The sequence below is a fragment of the Advenella kashmirensis WT001 genome, assembly GCF_000219915.2.
Lineage (GTDB): Bacteria > Pseudomonadota > Gammaproteobacteria > Burkholderiales > Burkholderiaceae_B > Advenella > Advenella kashmirensis.
In genome coordinates, this window is record NC_017964.1 from 3,265,099 (window position 1) to 3,282,280 (window position 17,182).

Below are 17,182 nucleotides of genomic sequence, written 5' to 3' on the forward strand. Positions count from 1 at the left end.
TCTCCAGCTGTATCTGTTATATGCAGGTCGCACGTGCGCTGCCCCCTTACACCAAACACACGACGAGCGCCGCAGCCCCTGCCGTGATCAACAGAAAACCGTCTGCCGTTACCGCCCTTTCCTGATATTTGGCCAAAAAACCCTGCACGCTGCGGTCACTTACCGGGAACAGGTTGACGAGCATGGGTAAAAAGCGACCGGCATTGAATACGCACACCGTTGCAATAGCAAACGAAATATCACCGCTTAGCGCCGCGGCCAGCGTGACAATGTAGAGAATCGGCGTCTGCACATAGGTAGAATAATTTGTGCCTAGCGCAAAGCCATATAACAGCCCGATTACCCATGAGCGAAAACGAAAGCGCGCATCGTGAGGCACTTGCGCCCGGCGCTGCGGATAGGGCATGCGAAGGAAATCGAATTGATGCGCGCCGTAGCAGAACGCCAGTATGGCCAGCACGACAGTTCCGGGCACGAGCAGGCTACCGGTAGATAGCAGCGCCCCCACCCCGCCGAGCATTGCGCCCAGCATGAGTGCACCGGCAAGATAGCCCAGCGCATGCATCAGGATAGTTGGGATCCAGGCCAGCACGCTGCGCAGGCCATAGCCTGCCTGGGGACGTAGCAGGCTCAGGCTTGAATAGCCACAAGGAGACCAGGTGGACAGCAGCCCGCCACAAAATGCCAGTGGCCACAAAATTAACGTTAATGACTGCGTCGGAGAACCCGGTGCATCAAGCGTGGTCCCGATTACGGCCCCGGCGCTCAGCGCCAGGACAATCAGCAACAATCGAGCCTGCCACGACTGTGATTGCGCAAAGGAAATGCAATCGAGCACGCGCTCCGTTGATTCGGCCGAGCGCAAGCTGGTGGACACGGTTGCATCATGGTTTGTGGTTATCATCTGTAGCCCCTCCATCACATTTGTGTTATTTGCATACTGCTTGCGACGAAGGTTACCGGTACACAAGACCATTCAGTAGCACTTATCGGCATCTTCCGAATGCGGGTTTACCCTTGTCGATAAAAAACGTACAGGCTGGCAAGATCAAGGCAAGCAAAGGGTTGCCGATTTTTACTATGGCTTGTGTGGAAAACGGCCTATTCTCAGGCTGCATAATACCGGTCAGAATCAGCGCTAAAGACGCTGGACGACCATAAGGGGACTGGAGGATAAAACAATGGCTATATCGGATCAGGGAGTCTCTGTCCGCAGACAGGTGCTTCCCGCCCAATCCATGTCAGCGGTACGGCTGCGCAATAGCGATGTCCTGCAGCAGGCGCAGGCCCTGCCTTTTTGGTCACAGGACTATACCCAATTGTCTGCAGGCAGTTTTCATGGCGAGGTTGACAGCATTGCCACGCGCGGCATCCAGCTGTTTCGGGAGTCCATGACCTGTTCGGTAGATGAACTGGCCTGTGCGCCGGCAAACACATATGTCATAGGTCTGGCCGGCAAAGTAACCGGCGATTCCCATTGGGGTTCGGTTGCGCTGAAAGAAAACTCGCTCATCACGCTGGATAAGGATGCCGAACTGGTTTTCCGAACCTCGCATCAATCAGAAATCTCAGTGGCCGTCATTGATGCCGAAAGGCTGGACGAATATGCCCAGCAAGTACTGGGTATTGATCTGCAATGCGTTTTTGGAAAAATACGGCCAGTCGAACGGCTGGAGCAGGCGCAGGCAGACTCCATGCGCAGAATGTTCAATGATTTCTTTTTGCATCTGCCCCCATGGCGCGGATTACACCGAACCATGCCGCCTGGAGTCATTTTGAAGATGATATCATGTCTGAGTGCGTACACGCACTGGCTTCCATCAAGCCCCTTTCACAGCGCACCTCCGATATCCGGATCCATCGCTATCTGGTAAACCGGGTTCGCGAACGCACGCTGGCCTCGCCGCTGTGCCCGCCAAGCATTGGCGAACTGTGCCGGGAACTCAATGTAAGCCGCCGAACGCTGAACCATGCCTTTTTGCGGGTACTGGGCATTACCCCGGTGTCGTACATTCGCAATATCAGGCTTAATCGCGTGCGCGCCGATCTGCAGACCGGCAAGCTATCGGGCAGCTCCATTGCAGATATCGCCATTCATTGGGGATTCTGGCATATGAGTTTGTTTTCACGCTATTACAAGGCCTTGTTCGGCGAGTTGCCGTCCGAGACACGCAGCCGTCACGCGTGACACCGGCCTTTTACGGAGGCTCCAATGGGTCAGGAAAAGCCGTCAGATGCTCCCCGGATTTCGGAAAAGCGACGCGACCTGCTGAAAACATCGGTGCGCGCCGCTGGCGCTTTGGGTGTGACATGGCTCGCCCTGGATACCGCAACCGATGCCGCTTCCGCCGCCGAGCCTCAGGCATTGCGACCGCCCGGCGCACTGGATGAAGCAGCATTTTTATCTGCCTGTGTGCGCTGCGGCCTCTGTGTTCGTGCCTGCCCTTACGATATTCTTTCGCTGGCAACACTGGATGGTCCGGCTCAAACCGGCACGCCTTACTTTGTTGCACGCGATGATCCGTGCCGAATGTGCAAGGACATTCCCTGTGCAAAAGCCTGCCCGACCGGCGCCCTCGATAGCGAAATGGCCCGGATCGAGGATGCCGACATGGGCGTGGCGGTACTGGTGGGGCATGAAACCTGCCTGAACTACAAGGGACTTAACTGCAGCATTTGCTATCGGGTTTGCCCCGTACGTGACCAGGCCATCACCCTGGAAACCCATCAGATAAATGGCAAACAACGCATTATCCCGACCGTGCACTCCGATGCCTGCACCGGCTGCGGTACGTGTGAAAAGCATTGCGTGATCAAGGAGGCAGCCATTCGCGTGCTGCCGCGCAAACTAGGGCTGGGCCAGGAAGGCAGAAACCCTTCAGGACGACTGTAATAATGACAATTGCTATCGCGGACAAATCCCTGAAAAAAAAGGAACGTACCGGCTGGAGATCCTGGCGCTGGCTGCTGGCCCGTCGCACGGCCCAGCTTGCCCTGCTGTTCGCTTTTATGGCTGGGCCCTGGCTGGGATGGCGCATTGCTCAGGGCAATTTCGCATCCAGCCAGTGGTTTGGCATCATCAATCTTTCTGACCCCTATATCCTGCTGCAATCATTATTTGCAGGCCACGCCATTTCCGCGGTCGCTGCTGGCGGCGCCCTTCTGATCGTATTGTTCTTTTTTCTGGTGGGCGGCCGCAGCTATTGCAGCTGGCTATGCCCGGTAAACATCGTTACCGATGCTGCACTCTGGCTGCGTGACCGGCTCGGCATAAAACGCGACCGTGCTCTCAACAAGAACACCCGCCTTGTCATCCTGGCCGCGACCCTGCTGGCCAGCGTGACCACGAGCGTCATTGCCTGGGAGATTATCAATCCGGTCACGATCCTGCAACGCGGGCTGATCTTCGGCATGGGGCTGGGATGGGCAGTGATTGCTGGCGTGTTCCTGTTCGATCTATTAATTACACGCCATGGCTGGTGCGGCTATCTCTGCCCCGTAGGCGCCTTTTATGGAACCATCGGCCGATTCAGCCGGATCCGCGTGCGGGCAACCCGGCGCGACGCTTGCGAGCAATGCGGTGCCTGTCTGAGAAAATGTCCGGAACCGCATGTCATTGGTCCCGCATTGCGCGGCGAGGATAACGCATTTGTGATATCGGGCGATTGCATCAATTGTGGGGCCTGTATCGACCACTGTCCCAATGATGTATTTGAAATCAGTTTTCGCCCGCTGACATGGCAGACGGCGAATCGGCCGCAAGCGGGCGAGATCAATAAATAAAATCAATCGAGAAATAAAGAAATAGTACCCTCCGACGTCGGCAAAAAAACAGCCGGATACCCGGCCCCGGCGCCCGGTATCCGGCCGCAAGGACAATCTGCAACCGGGCCTTCCCACAAGTTCTGACTATTTGCCGGCGTGCCGGCTTATGCCTCCAGCTTGAGCGTGCCGCGCATCATGCTCCAATGTCCCGGATATGAACAAATGAATGTATAGGATTCGCCTGGCTTGAGGTTGCTGGTGGTGATCGTCGTGTCGGCCGTCTCTCCGCCGCCAATCAACGCTGTCTTGGCGATGATGCGGGTATCGTCGGGCTTGAGAAAATCATGCTCGCTTCCCGCTTTCTGGCCGTCCTTGATGATGGCGTCAATTTCACTGCTTTTGCCCAGCACCCAATTGTGTCCCATGGCGGTTTTGGGCATGCGTCCGGTATGCTTGAGCGTGACTTTAAAGGTCTCGCAGGATTTGGGGACGCTGATCGAGCGCATGCTGTAGCGCATGGTATCGCTCGACTCAACGGTCACTTCGCACGACTGCGCCCAGCCAAGTAGCGGAGCGGCCGACAGCAGCACGGCACACACAAGTTGGGATTTCATTTTCATTTATGTCTCCTTAAGTAGCATGAAGACATTTTCACACCCGGATGCACCCTCCGATATCAAAAAACGGCAGCACATGCCCAAGACGGTACCGTTGCCGCATCAGGCCACATCAAGCGTGGCCGGTGAGGCGGCCGACCGAGATAGCAATTCGAAGCAGCCGCTGCGCGTTGCCCAACACTCTGGCAGACTGCCTATCCCTTGCCTTGGCAATTACACCAGCAGCGCGCCGCTTTCCTTGATTTTTCCCAAGGCAAAACTGGATCTCATATCCACCACAGAGGGGTGCTGCATCAAAACGTTCATGGCAAATGCAGAAAATGCGGCCAGATCCTGCACTTGCACGCGCAGCAGGTAGTCCATATCGCCCGACATGGAATGGCACTCGACCACTTCCGGCCAGAGCTGGACATCACGGTTGAAATCCTGCATGGGGGCATGGCTGGAGCCACTGTGTTTGTTCAGCCGAATAGAGACAAATGCAATCAGGCCGCGCCCGATTCTGTCGGCATCCACGCGGGCGGCGTATCCTTTAATATAGCCTCTTCTTCCAGACGCTTGACGCGGCGCAGACACGGGCTTGGGGAAAGCGCTATTTTATCGGCCAGGTCCTGGTTGCTTAGCCGGCCATTTTTCTGCAGAAGGTTAAGAATTTGCCGGTCTGTTTTATCTAGTGTATTTAGTGACATAATCTTTCCTAAATATAACGAAAAATAAAATAATAATGCAAGATAACGAAATTTTGCAGCATTTTTTGCAATCGTCTGCCTCGCTTTTTTGCTTAGAATAGATGTTTTATCAGAACAAAAAACTTCAGGAGCAATGCTATGTCTACAACAACGTTTACGCCTTGGGAAAACCCGATGGGCACAAATGGCTTTGAATTTGTTGAATATACAGCACCCGATCCCGTTGCACTCGGAAAAGTATTTGAAACATTGGGTTTTAGAGCCATCGCCCGGCATCGCCACAAAGACGTAACGCTGTATCGCCAGGGTGAAATCAATTTTCTGATCAATGCCGAAAAAGACTCTTTTGCCCAGCGCTTTGCCCGTTTGCATGGCCCCTCCATCTGTGCCATTGCGTTCCGGGTTGATGACGCTACCAAGGCGTATCAGCGCGCGCTCGAGCTGGGCGCCTGGGGATTTGACTCCGGCAGCGGCCCGATGGAACTGAATATCCCGGCCATCAAGGTATTGGCGATTCACTGATCTATCTGGTAGACCGCTGGAAAGGCAAGAATGGTACGGGCGGCATTGGCGACATCAGTATTTATGATGTGGATTTTGTTGCCATCGATCCGTCTACTGCCGAAGAAGACTTGAACTACAAGGGTGCGGGGCTGGAAATCATTGATCACCTGACCCACAACGTTCATAAAGGCCGCATGCCGAATGGGCGGAGTTTTATGAGCGTCTGTTCAACTTTCGGGAAGTGCGCTACTTCGACATCGAGGGCAAGGTTACTGGCGTCAAGTCCAAGGCCATGACATCGCCTTGCGGCAAGATCCGTATCCCAATCAATGAAGAAGGCACGGAAGAAAAAGGTCAGATTCAGGAGTATCTTGATATGTATCGCGGTGAAGGAATCCAGCATATTGCCCTGGGCACCAGCACCATTTATGACACCATCGAAAACCTGCGTACCCGCGAACTGCGTTTTCTGGATACGCCCGATACCTATTACGAGCTGCTGGACACCCGGCTGCCCGATCACGGTGAAGATGTGGAACGCCTTAAGAAAAATCGCATTCTGCTCGATGGCGGGCCCAATAACGACCTGCTGCTGCAAATTTTCACTGAAAACCAGATCGGCCCGATTTTCTTTGAAATCATTCAACGCAAGGGCAACGAAGGGTTCGGTGAAGGCAACTTCAAGGCGCTGTTCGAGTCCATAGAACTGGACCAGATGCGTCGCGGGGTGGTGCGCGCCGTTGACTAAGACGCCACCCACCACGGTTGCAGATCACGCCCTGGCTGCGCAACATCGCACTCGATCAGGCATCGGCCACAACTGTATGATCGAGTGCGATGCCACTAACGCTTGAGCTTGTCTGAATGACGTTTTTTGAATTTCTCCACTTTGGGTGAAATCACAAATGCGCAATAAGACTGGTTCGGATGCTGAATGAAATAATCATCGTGGTAGCTTTCTGCCGGCCAAAAGGCGCCGCCGGCAGCAATTTGGTCACGATAGGGTCTGCAAAATCAGCCTGCCGGGCAGCGATCACCTGCGCAGCAGTCTCTTTTTGTTCGTCCGACTGCCAGAAAATGGCAGAAGCATACTGCGGACCCACATCGTTACCCTGACGATCCGGCGTGGTTGGATCGTGTGTATCAAAGAAAATATCAAGCAAGTCCTGATAAGTGATAACGGCAGGATCAAATTCAATCCGCAGCACTTCTATATGGCCGGTGTCCTTGCCGCAGACCTGTTCGTAAGTCGGGTTCTGCACATGGCCGCCGCTATAGCCCGATTGCACCGACTGCACGCCCTGCAATTGCTGGAATACGGCCTCTGAACACCAGAAGCAGCCACTACCCAATACCGCGATTTCAGTTTGATTTGTCAAAACACTCACCTTCAAAAGAATCCGTCCGTCAGGCCTGTGCCCTGCCGATACGGTGGTGGTCAATGCCGGACAGCTGTTCGGCATTTCTCCAGAGAAACGGTTAAACAGTTCGCAAGATACTTTTCAACTGTCATATCCCATCTGGCATAGTTCGCATACCCGCTTCGGGGATAACCAGTCAATGTCACGGTTGCAGCCTGGCAGCGTTCAGTCACTATTTTGCCGGGGTGGCCAGTGACAGGATCCAGGCAGCCAATGCGGTGGCCTCTTCTTCGCTTACCTGCGGCTGCGCCGGCATGGGAACGGCCCCCCAGCGACCACGCCCGCCCTTGCGAATGCTATTGGCCAGATAGTTGATCATGGGTTGGCCGCCTGCCATATAGCGCTGCGCCACGGCCGAAAACGGCGGTCCCACGCGGGTTTTATCCACCTGGTGACAGCCCATGCAGATATTGTCCTTTGCCAACTGCGGTCCGTCAGTCAACGTTTGCGCCCTGGCATAAGTTATGTTGAATGCAATAATTGCCAAGCAGGCGACAATCTGTTTTCCTGACACTACGGTAACCTTTTAAATTTTAACAATTAACTTGCGTTTATTTTACCCGACCACGCACAAAGCGTTGGCCGCGCCTTTATACTTTCCATTTCATTGTCGCATTTTGGTTCTTATGATCGCATATCCACAATTTAATCCGATTGCACTTGAAATCGGTCCGCTCAAAATCCACTGGTACGGCCTGATGTATGTAGCGGCGTTCGCCCTGCTTTGGATACTTGGCAAGTATCGGATCAAAAAAGGATGATACGACTTACTGTCTCCGAATTTGAAGATCTGATCTTCTACGGCGTCATGGGTGTAGTGGTGGGCGGACGCCTGGGTTATGTTCTGTTTTACCAGCCTGCTTACTATCTTGCCAACCCGCTGCATATCTTTTCAGTCTGGGATGGCGGCATGTCGTTTCATGGCGGACTGATTGGCGTACTGGTTGTGCTGTACCTTTATGCGCGCAAAAAGGGCATGACATTTTTCGAGGTTGCAGACTTCATCGCCCCGCTAGTGCCGCCTGGCCTGGCCATGGGCCGTATCGGAAACTTCATTAACGGCGAACTGTGGGGGCGTCCTTCGGATCTGCCCTGGGCCATGATCTTTCCCCAAGGCGGACCCATTGCGCGTCACCCCTCCCAGCTTTATGAAATGCTGGCCGAAGGGATCATCCTGTTTGCGGTCGTGTGGATCTTTTCTTCCAGGAAGCGCTGGGTCGGACAAACCAGCGGCGTATTCATGACCGGTTATGGCCTGGCCCGGTTCCTGGTGGAGTATACGCGTGAACCGGATAGTTTCCTGGGCACGCTAAGTCTGGGACTGTCCATGGGGCAGTGGCTGTCACTGCCCATGATAGTAGTGGGTATCGCGATCTTTATTTGGGCAACAAAAAGATCTCTCCCTCCATCGACAGCGTGACGGTTTCCTTGCCGGCCTCGATCGCGGGGCCGGCCTTGGCAGCACTCATTGCCATCATGCGCGGCTGGTAGCTTTCAGGCTGCCCCACATCGCCCAGACGCAATGACTTGATCCGATAGCCGCCAAATTCCAGTGCGGTAACAGCATCCTGGGCGCGGGTTTTGAAGGCTTTCGTGGTCGCGACAAGCAGGCGCTTTTCAATGGTCTCGCGTGCTTCGCGCGACAGGGAGAACCGAATGCCGTCCAATGCCATATCCTCGTCAACATCGGCCGCAAACTGGCTGGCCTTTTCCATGTTTTTGGAAGTTATGAGCAGCTCGCCGCGCGCGACCCAGATACCGCCGGCATCGTCCGCATTGCCGTCATCTTTTGCATCGGCGGCCCGGGTGCCTGTCGCAGCAGGCTTGACGGGTCGATTATTGTCACGTTCAAACCACACCTGATAGGAACCGGTGCGAACTTCAAGGTCTTTGTCTGACTTGGCTTTATCACGAACCTTATTCATGGCTTCATTGACACTGCGTGACAGGTCGACCTGATTTTCACCGCGCAATTCACGCGTCAGCGTCAGGGTGACGGTGTCCTGAGCCACCGTCTCGGATGCAGAGGCGCTCAGCGCCAGCGTCGGCTCTGTTGACTGTGTGGTGGCCGGGTTCGAGGCTGGCTGGGCAAGCACCGCAGTAGCGGGCACGGCCACGGCGCCCAATGTGAACATGGCGATCAAAGTGGCTCTGGATAAAAACGCGTGGGAAAATGTACGCTGCATGGATGGCTCCGAAAAAAAAGCGAGCCATGACAGCTCGCTTTATAGGAATAATGGCCCCGCTTGTATCGTCTAGGCTGGCACCTCGAACCTTTCAGTTCAAAGTTGGTTACCTTCAACAGAGCGTCGGGTTCATCTGACTAGAGACGATCACTCCAACTCTGTAATCCGGCGACCGTTGCCATAAGCATAGGTAAGAGATGTATAGCCAAGTCACGAATACAGCAGGGACAAACTGTTAGGGTTAACTGTACAGAAAAATCACGATAAGTTAAACCCTGAATACTTTAAAGTTTTTTCAGATCGTTAAGGCCGGAATCCAGCAACGTATTGAGTTCCTCTATTTTACTCTTGAATTGCCCATATTGCATGCCGCCGAAGCCTTCGTCGGCAGATTTAACGGAAAGCAGATCCGAAGCCATCTGAATGCAGGCCATTACGGCGATGCGTTCGTTGCTGGCAGACGTCATACCGCCAGAACCCTTGATTTTCAGCATGAGCTGATCAGCCAGCTTGACTGCTGACAGCAGCTTTTGCTTTTCTTCAGGATTACATGCCAGGGAAAAATCGCGCCCCAAAATAGAGACATCTATGCGTTCCATTAGTTCACTCCTTCTGACGCATTGCCCGGCAGATTGGCCAGTACGCGTTCCACTTTTTCACGCGCAGTTCTGGCGCTTTCCTTCAAAGCATTGGCTTCGTTCTTGGCGGCCGCCAGCTGCTGTTTGACGCTTTGCAGTTCGGCAGTGGTGCCTTCAAGTGTCTGGCGCAACTGAACATTCTCGGCCTGAGCCTGTTCCCGGATACCATTGACTTCGGTCTCATGATTGGCCAGACGTTCGCTGATAGACTTGAACTGGCCTTCCCGCTCTTGCAGCAGACTTTGCAGTTCTGCCCGTCCGCCTTCAGCCTGTTTGAGTCTGGTCGCCAGGGATTCCCTTTCGGAAGCAAGCTGTTTCGTAAGCTGAACCAGCTGCCCGATGCGGACAGCAACTTGATCTAAATCCTGAAGCATAGTGGTATCACGTTCTCAAAATATGCGGGCACGCTTACGATGCAGTGCACACGGATTTAATTAAATGAGATTGAATTTTACCTGTTCTGAGCCATATTTCCAAAAAATAGACACAAACAGGTACTATTTACGTTCTATTACCATTCACTTCCAATTCGTTCAGGTGCACTCATGGCTTCAATTACAGAGAAACAGTATGATTCGGTCCCGGCAAAAAAAGTCGCATTTATTGGTTTGGGGGTGATGGGATATCCCATGGCAGGGCATCTGGCCCGCGCCGGCCACGATGTCACTGTATACAACCGTACCGCCAGCAAGAGCGCAGAATGGGTCAGCGAATTCGGCGGCAACAGCGCCCCCACCCCGGCAAAGGCAGCCGAAGGCGCCGATATTGTCTTTTGCTGCGTGGGCAATGATAACGACCTGCGCAGCGTCACCACCGCCGCCGACGGCGCCTTCCATGGCATGCAGCAGAATGCGGTATTTGTCGATCACACCACGGCTTCGGCCGATGTGGCGCGCGAACTGGCAGCGGCCGCCCGTGAAGGTAAATTCAGTTTTATCGACGCGCCGGTCTCTGGCGGTCAGGCCGGAGCGGTGGGCGGCGTACTTACCGTCATGTGCGGTGGCGAGCCCGAGGTTTTTGAAAAAATCAAACCCGTAGCCGGTCATTTTGCGCGTGCGGTCACCCTGCTGGGTGAACATGGCGCCGGCCAACTGGCCAAGATGGTGAACCAGATTTGCATTGCCGGACTGGTACAGGGACTGTCCGAAGCCATTGCCTTCGGATTGCGCGCCAATCTGGATATGAACGCCGTGCTGGATGTCATCAGCAAGGGCGCCGCCCAGAGCTGGCAAATGGAAAACCGTGGCAAAACCATGGTGCAGGGCAAATTCGACTTTGGTTTCGCGGTCGACTGGATGCGCAAGGATCTCGGGCTAGTGCTGGATGAGGCCAAACGCAACGGCGCGCTGCTGCCGGTCACTGCCGTGGTGGACCAGTTCTATGCCGAAGTGCAGCAAAATGGCGGCCAGCGCTGGGATACCTCCAGCCTGATCACCAGACTGACACCGCGCAAATAGCACCACATCAATAGCGGCGCGCCCGCCTGGTGGGCCGCCTGGCCCGGATCAGGGGCAAATGCAGCCCGTTTATTAATGTTGTCGATTTAAACAGGGGTGTTAAACGGGGCGCAGTCGCTCCTGCTTATCGGATACAACAACACCGCGCGTTGCGCCTGACCGGCGCTGCGCGATGTTTTATTGGCTTGAACTGCCCCCGCATTTATCCGGTACATGAATAGATAACGCAACAAACAGATAACGTACCTAACAAATAACAAATAACAACTAACAAATAAATAACAACTAACCAATAACGTACCGGCTAACCGATAATGCAGCTAACGGGTTACCGGCAGCGCCTTGACGCGATGCGCCTGCGTGTTACCGTCGGATGCATGAACACGGCCGTTGCGTGCGTGCCGTGGGGCCTGTTTTTGCGCCGGCCCTGTGCAGCGCGCGGGCCGTGGCCGGGCTCAAAATTGCGTTTGGCGCCAGGCTTGGCGTTCTGGCGGCCTGCCATCACGGGCTTGCTTCCTTTAGGCAGCTCGCCTTTGGCTGCAATGGCGACAGACGTGTCGGCACCCGCCGGATGGACGGCATGCCCTTTTTTGCCATTGGCATCTTTTACGTGCGCATTTTTGCGCGGCACTGAGCCTGTGCCGTTACGCTGACGCAAAAAACGCGACTCTCCGTGCCGACGAAACAGGATATCCGACAATTCTTTAAGCGCACGGTGATACACATCACGTTTGAATTCGATGACGACGTCCAGCGGCACCCAGTAGGTATGCCAACGCCAGGCGTCAAATTCCGGATGATGCGTGGCCCGCAGGCTGACATCGGTGTCCTTGCCCACCAGGCGTAACAGGAACCAGATCTGTTTCTGTCCCTTATAATGCCCGCGTGAGTCCCGTCTGACAAAGTTATCAGGTACGTTGTAGCGTAACCAGTCTCGTGTTCGACCTAATATTCGTACATGCTCGGGCTTAAGACCCACTTCCTCCTGAAGCTCTCGATACATGGCCTGAACAGGCGTTTCGCCATATTTGATACCACCTTGCGGAAACTGCCAGGAATGTTCTCGAATTCTTTTACCCCAAAAGACCTCATTCTTCTGGTTTACGAGGATAATACCAACATTAGGACGGTAGCCTTCGCGATCAAGCATGCGGCCACTCCCATTTTTAAATACAATTGTCTTTGATTATACGTATCAATTGAACCGGTAGCCATGTTAGCCTCAAAATTTCATCTAAATACTTTAAAAGAAGCCCCTGCAGAAGCAGAAATCATCAGTCATCAGCTCATGACACGTGCCGGCATGATCCGCAAGCACGCCGGTGGTATCTACACCTATATGCCGCTGGCCCTTAAAACCCTGCGCAAGGTCGAGAACATCGTGCGCGAAGAAATGAACCGTGCGGGCGCGATCGAGCTGCTCATGCCGGTGGTTCAGCCCGCCGAGCTCTGGATGGAGTCCGGCCGCTGGGTGCAATATGGCGCCGAGCTGCTGCGCATCAAGGACCGGCACCAGCGCGATTTCGTGCTGCAGCCCACCTCGGAAGAAGTAGTCACCGACATCGCCCGCAATGAAATCCACAGCTGGCGCCAGCTACCCGTCAATTTCTATCACATTCAGACTAAATTCCGCGACGAACGTCGCCCCCGCTTCGGTCTGATGCGCGGCCGCGAATTCACCATGAAAGACGCCTATTCGTTTGACCGTGACGAAGCGTCTGCCCAGGCCAGCTACGATGCCATGTACGATGCCTACGTGAAAATCTTTTCGCGCCTGGGCCTTACGTTCCGCGCCGTGGCCGCCGACACCGGCTCCATTGGCGGAGATCGCAGTCATGAATTCCAGGTAATCGCCGACACCGGCGAAGATCTGATCGTCTACAACCCCGACTCCCAATATGCCGCCAATATCGAATTGGCCGACGCCCCCTGCCTGCTCGCTTCGCGTGCCGCCCCAACAGAAGCGCTACGGGAAGTGGCCACGCCCGGCGCCAGCAAATGCGAAATCGTGGCCGAACAGTTGAATGTCAGCCTGGAAAAAACCGTCAAGGCCGTGGTATTTATGACCACGCCCAAAGAAGGCGCCGGCCAGTTGTGGTTGCTGATGGTGCGCGGCGATCATGAAGTCAATGAAGTCAAAATTGGCAAGCTGCCTGCATTCAAGGAAGGCTACCGCATGGCAACCGAAGAGGAAATCATGGAGTACTTCGGTTCCAAACCCGGATTTCTCGGCCCCGTCAAGCCTATCGGGCAAGTGCATCTGCTGGCCGATAGGACTGTTGCAAACATGGCCGATTTCATCTGCGGCGCCAATCGCGAAGACTACCATTATGCCGGCGTCAACTGGGGACGCGACCTGCCCGAACCAGAGGTGGCCGACCTGCGTAATGTTGTCGAAGGCGATCCGGCTACCGACGGCCCCGGCAGGCTGGCCATCCAGCGCGGCATCGAAGTTGGTCACGTTTTCTTTCTGGGCGACAAGTACTCGGAAAAGCTCAAGGCCACTTTCCTGAACGAACAGGGCAAGCCCGAGCCACTCCAAATGGGCTGCTACGGTATCGGCATCAGCCGCATCATGGCCGCCGCCATTGAACAGAACCACGATGCCAAGGGCATTATCTGGCCCCTGGCCATGGCGCCGTTCGAAGTCGTCATCTGCCCCATCGGCTTGCACAAAAGCGAGGCCGTGCAGCAACAGGCTCAGCAGCTTTACGATACGCTGCGCCAGGACGGGATAGACGTCATCCTGGATGATCGCGACGTGCGACCCGGCGTCATGTTTTCTGAATGGGAACTGATAGGTGTTCCAATTCGTATCACAATTGGCGATCGTGGACTGAAAGATGGTATCGTGGAATTACAATCGCGCAGTTGGCCAGAGGGGCAAAAGGTTCCTGTTGCAGAAATGTTAACAAGGATCAAATCCCTTTATAACGAGCTCAAAAACACGTTATGATTTCGTGATTTTCTTGAGTTTTTACACTTTCCGGTTGTATTGCAAGGTCTGATTTGTTGGAAAATTCTTTTCATTTTCCCGTTCGCGTTTATTACGAAGATACCGACGCGGGTGGCGTGGTGTTTTATGCCAATTACCTGAAGTTCTTCGAACGCGCCCGCACCGAGTGGCTTCGCCATCTCGGGGTCAGTCAGACCGCGCTGGCAGGCAACGACAGGCTGATATTCATCGTTGTCAATACGCAGTTGCGCTATCGGTCACCGGCGCGGCTGGACGACCTGCTGGCCATCAACAGCCGGATTACCAAAATGGGCGCCGCGTCCGTCCATTTTGAACAAGTAGCAGAACGCGATGGCATCCGGCTGGTGGAAAGCCAGATTCAGGTATGCTGTGTAAATGCGGACACATTTCGTCCGGCTCCCATTCCAATGCCTATCCGACAACTATTTCCTTTCGTGCAGGACTAGATTTTATGCAACCTACCACCCCCGAAGAGATGTCGATTATCTCGCTGATCATCAACGCGAGCTTACCCGTACAGGTCATCATGCTGATTCTGGTGATCATCTCGGTTCTGTCATGGACCTATATCATCAGTAAGCGAATTGCGCTCAAACGCGCGCGCAATCAGACACGGGATTTTGAAGATTCGTTCTGGAAAGGCGGCGATCTGACCTCCCTGCACCAGTCCATCGCCCAAAACAGTGAGCAAGAAGGTCCGCTGGCGCGCATTTTCGAAGCCGGTATGGATGAATTTCTCAAAGCGCGCCGCAACGGCGTCAAGGAAGTCAATGCTCTGCTTGAGGGTCCCAACCGGGCGATGCGCGCGACCTATCAGCGCGAACTGGATGCCATGGACTCCAACCTGAATTTTCTGGCTTCAGCTGGCTCGGTCAGCCCTTACATTGGCCTGCTGGGCACAGTCTGGGGGATCATGCATTCATTCATCGGCCTGTCCGGCACTGCCCAGGCAACGCTGGCAGCGGTTGCCCCCGGCATTGCCGAAGCCTGATTGCAACGGCCATCGGCCTGTTCGCCGCGATTCCTGCGGTCCTGGCCTACAACCATTTTTCGAACGACATCGACAAAATGGCCAGCCGTTTCGACAGCTTTATTGACGAATTTCTGAATATTTTGCAACGCCAGGTTCGCTAATGGCCAGAATACAAAACCGCCGCGGTCGCGGGCGCCGCATGAAAAACGAGATGAACGTCGTGCCGTATATCGACGTGATGCTTGTGTTGCTGGTTATTTTCATGGTGACCGCTCCCATGATCACGCCAGGCCTGATCAACCTGCCGTCGGTCGGCCAGGCATCCGCTGTGCCGGCCACGCCGGTGGAAGTGGAAATGTCCGAAAACGGCGAAGTCAAAGTGCGCCAGCGCACTGCCGGCAAAAACTTTCAAACGATAGACAAAGCCAATATTGTGGAAGAAGTCAAAGCACTGGTTGAGCCCGACAGCCCTGTCGTGATTGCAGCAGACGGCAAAGTACCTTATGAAGAAGTCATGAAGGTTATGGACACGCTGCGCAGCAGTGGGCTGACACGCCTGGGCCTGCTGGTCAACCAGAAATCAACAGACGGCAAAAAGTAAGCCGTCCCGCCCATTCTTATTGCCACCACATCTCAATTTAATGAAGCACTTCGACAATCCTAACGAATTTTATGATGAAGGAGATAATCGCAAAGGCCTGATCGGCGCGGTTATCCTTCACGCTTTGTTAGTGATCGCGCTGATCGCCGGACTGTTCCAATCTACCGAAGCGCCGACCGGCCCGGTACAGCTTGAGTTGTGGACCGAGGGCGAAAATCAGGTATTGCAACCGCCGGCACAAACGCGCACGCCGGACCCTGCCGAAGAAGACACCCAAAACGAAGAAGAGGAAGCAGCCTCGCCCCCGCCACCGCCCTCACGGGCTGCTGCGGCAGCCGCTGCGGCTGCGGCTGCGCAACAAGCGCGCGCCCAGCAATCGCAAGCAACAGACAGCGAACAGGAAGACCCGGATATCGCGCTGGAAAAGAAACGCAAGGACGAGGCGCGGAAAAAAGCGAAAGAATTAGCCGACGCCAAAGCCCGTGCTCAGGAAGAAGCCAAGGAAGCGGCCAAAGCCCAGGCCGAGGCCAAACGCAAGGCTGAATTGGAAGCCAAGGCCGAAGCAGAAGCAGAAGCGAAGGCCAGAGAGCAGGCCAAAGCCGAAGCGCAAGCCAAGGCTGCCGCTGCAGCAAAAGCCCGCGAGCAAGCAAAAGCGAAAGCCGATGCCAAAGCTCGCGCCGAAGCCGAAGCCCGTGAAGAAGCCGAAGCCAAAGAAAAAGCAAAAGAAGAAGCCTCTGCCAAAGCCAAGGAAGCGGCCGAGGCCAAAGCCAAGGCTGCCGCCGAGGCCAAGGCAAAAGCGGCTGCCGAAGCCAAGGCCAAGGCTGCAGCAAAAGCCAAGGCCGATGCCCGCAAAGCAGCGCAGGCCAAGGCAAAAGCCGAATCCAAGGGCGATGCCCTGCGTGCCGCCATGCGTGGCGACGTCAGCAGCACCGCCGGTATTCGTGGCGGCCAGAGTGACCGCAATCAGGTCGGTGGCGGTGGCGGTAATTCCGGCTACGCGCGACGCGTGCAACAGTGCGTGGAGCCACGCCTGAGATTTTCCGGTAATCAGCGTCTGAAAGTGACTTATCGCGTTGACTTCGACAGCAACTTCACGCCAACTGGCGCCAAAATCCTGGTGCGCTCGGGCAACCCGGCCTTCGACCGCGCGGTGCAGGCCGCCCTCATGGCCTGCAAACCGTTCCCCAAACCTCCAGGCGGCGATTCCTATGTGACTGGCCCGTATCGCTACAACCCGAACTAATGCCAACTGGCATAGTGGGGTCGATCGAAAAATCGTGAAACAACATTTGCCCGCTCTGCCTCGGCAAAGCGGGCTTTATTGATACACTGTCGTTATTACATTCTGTAAGGA

At 54.9% G+C, this 17,182-nt stretch carries 16 protein-coding genes, 1 other RNA gene and 6 pseudogenes; 13 read left to right on the plus strand and 10 right to left on the minus strand.

The genetic code is table 11. The features are described 5' to 3' along the window. Positions 1 to 46: 46 nt before the first annotated feature. Positions 47 to 904: a methylamine utilization protein MauF gene (locus TKWG_RS15325; RefSeq protein WP_014751704.1), complete on the minus strand. Its 858-nt coding sequence runs from the start codon at positions 902 to 904 to the stop codon at positions 47 to 49. Positions 905 to 1,181: 277 nt separating this feature from the next. Between TKWG_RS15325 and TKWG_RS23685 the strand changes: the two genes are divergently transcribed. Genes TKWG_RS23685 through napH form a run of 4 tightly spaced genes read left to right on the plus strand, consistent with a single transcriptional unit; the run spans position 1,182 to position 3,783 of the window. Then, the gene (locus tag TKWG_RS23685; RefSeq protein ID WP_171815170.1) at positions 1,182 to 1,874 is read left to right on the plus strand and encodes a hypothetical protein; all 693 of its coding nucleotides are present in this window, start codon (positions 1,182 to 1,184) and stop codon (positions 1,872 to 1,874) included. Continuing rightward, positions 1,790 to 2,188 carry a helix-turn-helix domain-containing protein gene (locus TKWG_RS23070; protein WP_171815171.1) on the plus strand — a complete coding sequence of 133 codons (399 nt, stop codon included), beginning with the start codon at positions 1,790 to 1,792 and terminating at the stop codon, positions 2,186 to 2,188. Before TKWG_RS23685 ends, TKWG_RS23070 begins: the two co-directional genes overlap by 85 nt. A gap of 24 nt (positions 2,189 to 2,212) precedes the next feature. Continuing rightward, positions 2,213 to 2,893: a ferredoxin-type protein NapG gene (gene napG / locus TKWG_RS15335; RefSeq protein ID WP_014751705.1), complete on the plus strand. Its 681-nt coding sequence runs from the start codon at positions 2,213 to 2,215 to the stop codon at positions 2,891 to 2,893. Positions 2,894 to 2,895: 2 nt separating this feature from the next. Continuing rightward, positions 2,896 to 3,783: a quinol dehydrogenase ferredoxin subunit NapH gene (gene napH, locus TKWG_RS15340; RefSeq protein ID WP_014751706.1), complete on the plus strand. Its 888-nt coding sequence runs from the start codon at positions 2,896 to 2,898 to the stop codon at positions 3,781 to 3,783. 146 nt (positions 3,784 to 3,929) lie between these two features. On the opposite strand, the gene azu is transcribed toward napH, so the two are convergent. Both azu and TKWG_RS15350 read right to left on the minus strand, forming a co-directional pair. After that, positions 3,930 to 4,385: an azurin gene (gene azu, locus TKWG_RS15345; protein WP_014751707.1), complete on the minus strand. Its 456-nt coding sequence runs from the start codon at positions 4,383 to 4,385 to the stop codon at positions 3,930 to 3,932. Between the two features lie 210 nt (positions 4,386 to 4,595). Then, a pseudogene (locus tag TKWG_RS15350) lies at positions 4,596 to 5,071 on the minus strand (Lrp/AsnC family transcriptional regulator). Between the two features lie 174 nt (positions 5,072 to 5,245). On the opposite strand from TKWG_RS15350, the pseudogene TKWG_RS27215 reads away from it, so the two are divergent. Continuing rightward, a pseudogene (locus TKWG_RS27215) lies at positions 5,246 to 5,871 on the plus strand (hypothetical protein). Beyond that, positions 5,817 to 6,323: a 4-hydroxyphenylpyruvate dioxygenase family protein gene (locus TKWG_RS27220; RefSeq protein ID WP_407636857.1), complete on the plus strand. Its 507-nt coding sequence runs from the start codon at positions 5,817 to 5,819 to the stop codon at positions 6,321 to 6,323. The pseudogene TKWG_RS27215 and the gene TKWG_RS27220 overlap by 55 nt, the downstream one beginning before the upstream one ends. A gap of 95 nt (positions 6,324 to 6,418) precedes the next feature. Here TKWG_RS27220 and msrA read toward each other — a convergent pair. Continuing rightward, a pseudogene (gene msrA, locus TKWG_RS15360) lies at positions 6,419 to 6,954 on the minus strand (peptide-methionine (S)-S-oxide reductase MsrA). A 214-nt stretch (positions 6,955 to 7,168) separates the two neighbouring features. After that, positions 7,169 to 7,510 (minus strand): c-type cytochrome, encoded by a 342-nt coding sequence (locus TKWG_RS15365; protein WP_014751709.1) that lies wholly within the window; start codon positions 7,508 to 7,510, stop codon positions 7,169 to 7,171. Between the two features lie 112 nt (positions 7,511 to 7,622). Here TKWG_RS15365 and lgt point away from each other — a divergent pair. Beyond that, positions 7,623 to 8,416: pseudogene (gene lgt / locus TKWG_RS15375) on the plus strand (prolipoprotein diacylglyceryl transferase). On the opposite strand, the gene TKWG_RS15380 reads toward lgt, so the two are convergent. From TKWG_RS15380 to TKWG_RS15390, 4 genes are all read right to left on the minus strand, one after another. Further along, positions 8,373 to 9,182, minus strand: coding sequence for an SIMPL domain-containing protein (locus TKWG_RS15380; protein WP_014751712.1), 810 nt, complete (start codon positions 9,180 to 9,182; stop codon positions 8,373 to 8,375). The pseudogene lgt and the gene TKWG_RS15380 overlap by 44 nt on opposite strands. Before the next feature lie 49 nt (positions 9,183 to 9,231). Further along, positions 9,232 to 9,413: non-coding RNA, 6S RNA (gene ssrS / locus TKWG_RS22685), on the minus strand. A 53-nt stretch (positions 9,414 to 9,466) separates the two neighbouring features. Further along, complete coding sequence (locus TKWG_RS15385; RefSeq protein ID WP_014751713.1) at positions 9,467 to 9,781, minus strand: cell division protein ZapA; 315 nt, start codon at positions 9,779 to 9,781, stop codon at positions 9,467 to 9,469. Next, the gene (locus TKWG_RS15390; protein WP_014751714.1) at positions 9,781 to 10,194 is read right to left on the minus strand and encodes a hypothetical protein; all 414 of its coding nucleotides are present in this window, start codon (positions 10,192 to 10,194) and stop codon (positions 9,781 to 9,783) included. Before TKWG_RS15390 ends, TKWG_RS15385 begins: the two co-directional genes overlap by 1 nt. 171 nt (positions 10,195 to 10,365) lie before the next feature. Between TKWG_RS15390 and TKWG_RS15395 the strand changes: the two genes are divergently transcribed. Next, positions 10,366 to 11,277: an NAD(P)-dependent oxidoreductase gene (locus TKWG_RS15395; RefSeq protein ID WP_014751715.1), complete on the plus strand. Its 912-nt coding sequence runs from the start codon at positions 10,366 to 10,368 to the stop codon at positions 11,275 to 11,277. 550 nt (positions 11,278 to 11,827) lie between these two features. On the opposite strand, the pseudogene TKWG_RS15400 reads toward TKWG_RS15395, so the two are convergent. Beyond that, positions 11,828 to 12,427: pseudogene (locus TKWG_RS15400) on the minus strand (RNA pyrophosphohydrolase); the annotation flags it as partial. Positions 12,428 to 12,490: 63 nt separating this feature from the next. Between TKWG_RS15400 and TKWG_RS15405 the strand changes: the two are divergent. The 5 genes and pseudogenes from TKWG_RS15405 (at position 12,491) to tolA (ending at position 17,071) form a co-directional block, all read left to right on the plus strand. Next, positions 12,491 to 14,233, plus strand: coding sequence for a proline--tRNA ligase (locus TKWG_RS15405; protein ID WP_014751717.1), 1,743 nt, complete (start codon positions 12,491 to 12,493; stop codon positions 14,231 to 14,233). A 56-nt stretch (positions 14,234 to 14,289) separates the two neighbouring features. Beyond that, positions 14,290 to 14,700: a tol-pal system-associated acyl-CoA thioesterase gene (gene ybgC, locus TKWG_RS15410; protein WP_014751718.1), complete on the plus strand. Its 411-nt coding sequence runs from the start codon at positions 14,290 to 14,292 to the stop codon at positions 14,698 to 14,700. A gap of 5 nt (positions 14,701 to 14,705) precedes the next feature. Beyond that, positions 14,706 to 15,388: pseudogene (tolQ, locus tag TKWG_RS15415) on the plus strand (protein TolQ). After that, the gene (locus TKWG_RS15420) at positions 15,388 to 15,828 is read left to right on the plus strand and encodes an ExbD/TolR family protein (RefSeq protein WP_014751720.1); all 441 of its coding nucleotides are present in this window, start codon (positions 15,388 to 15,390) and stop codon (positions 15,826 to 15,828) included. Before tolQ ends, TKWG_RS15420 begins: the two are co-directional and overlap by 1 nt. A gap of 40 nt (positions 15,829 to 15,868) precedes the next feature. After that, the gene (gene tolA, locus TKWG_RS15425; protein WP_014751721.1) at positions 15,869 to 17,071 is read left to right on the plus strand and encodes a cell envelope integrity protein TolA; all 1,203 of its coding nucleotides are present in this window, start codon (positions 15,869 to 15,871) and stop codon (positions 17,069 to 17,071) included. Positions 17,072 to 17,182: the final 111 nt, after the last annotated feature.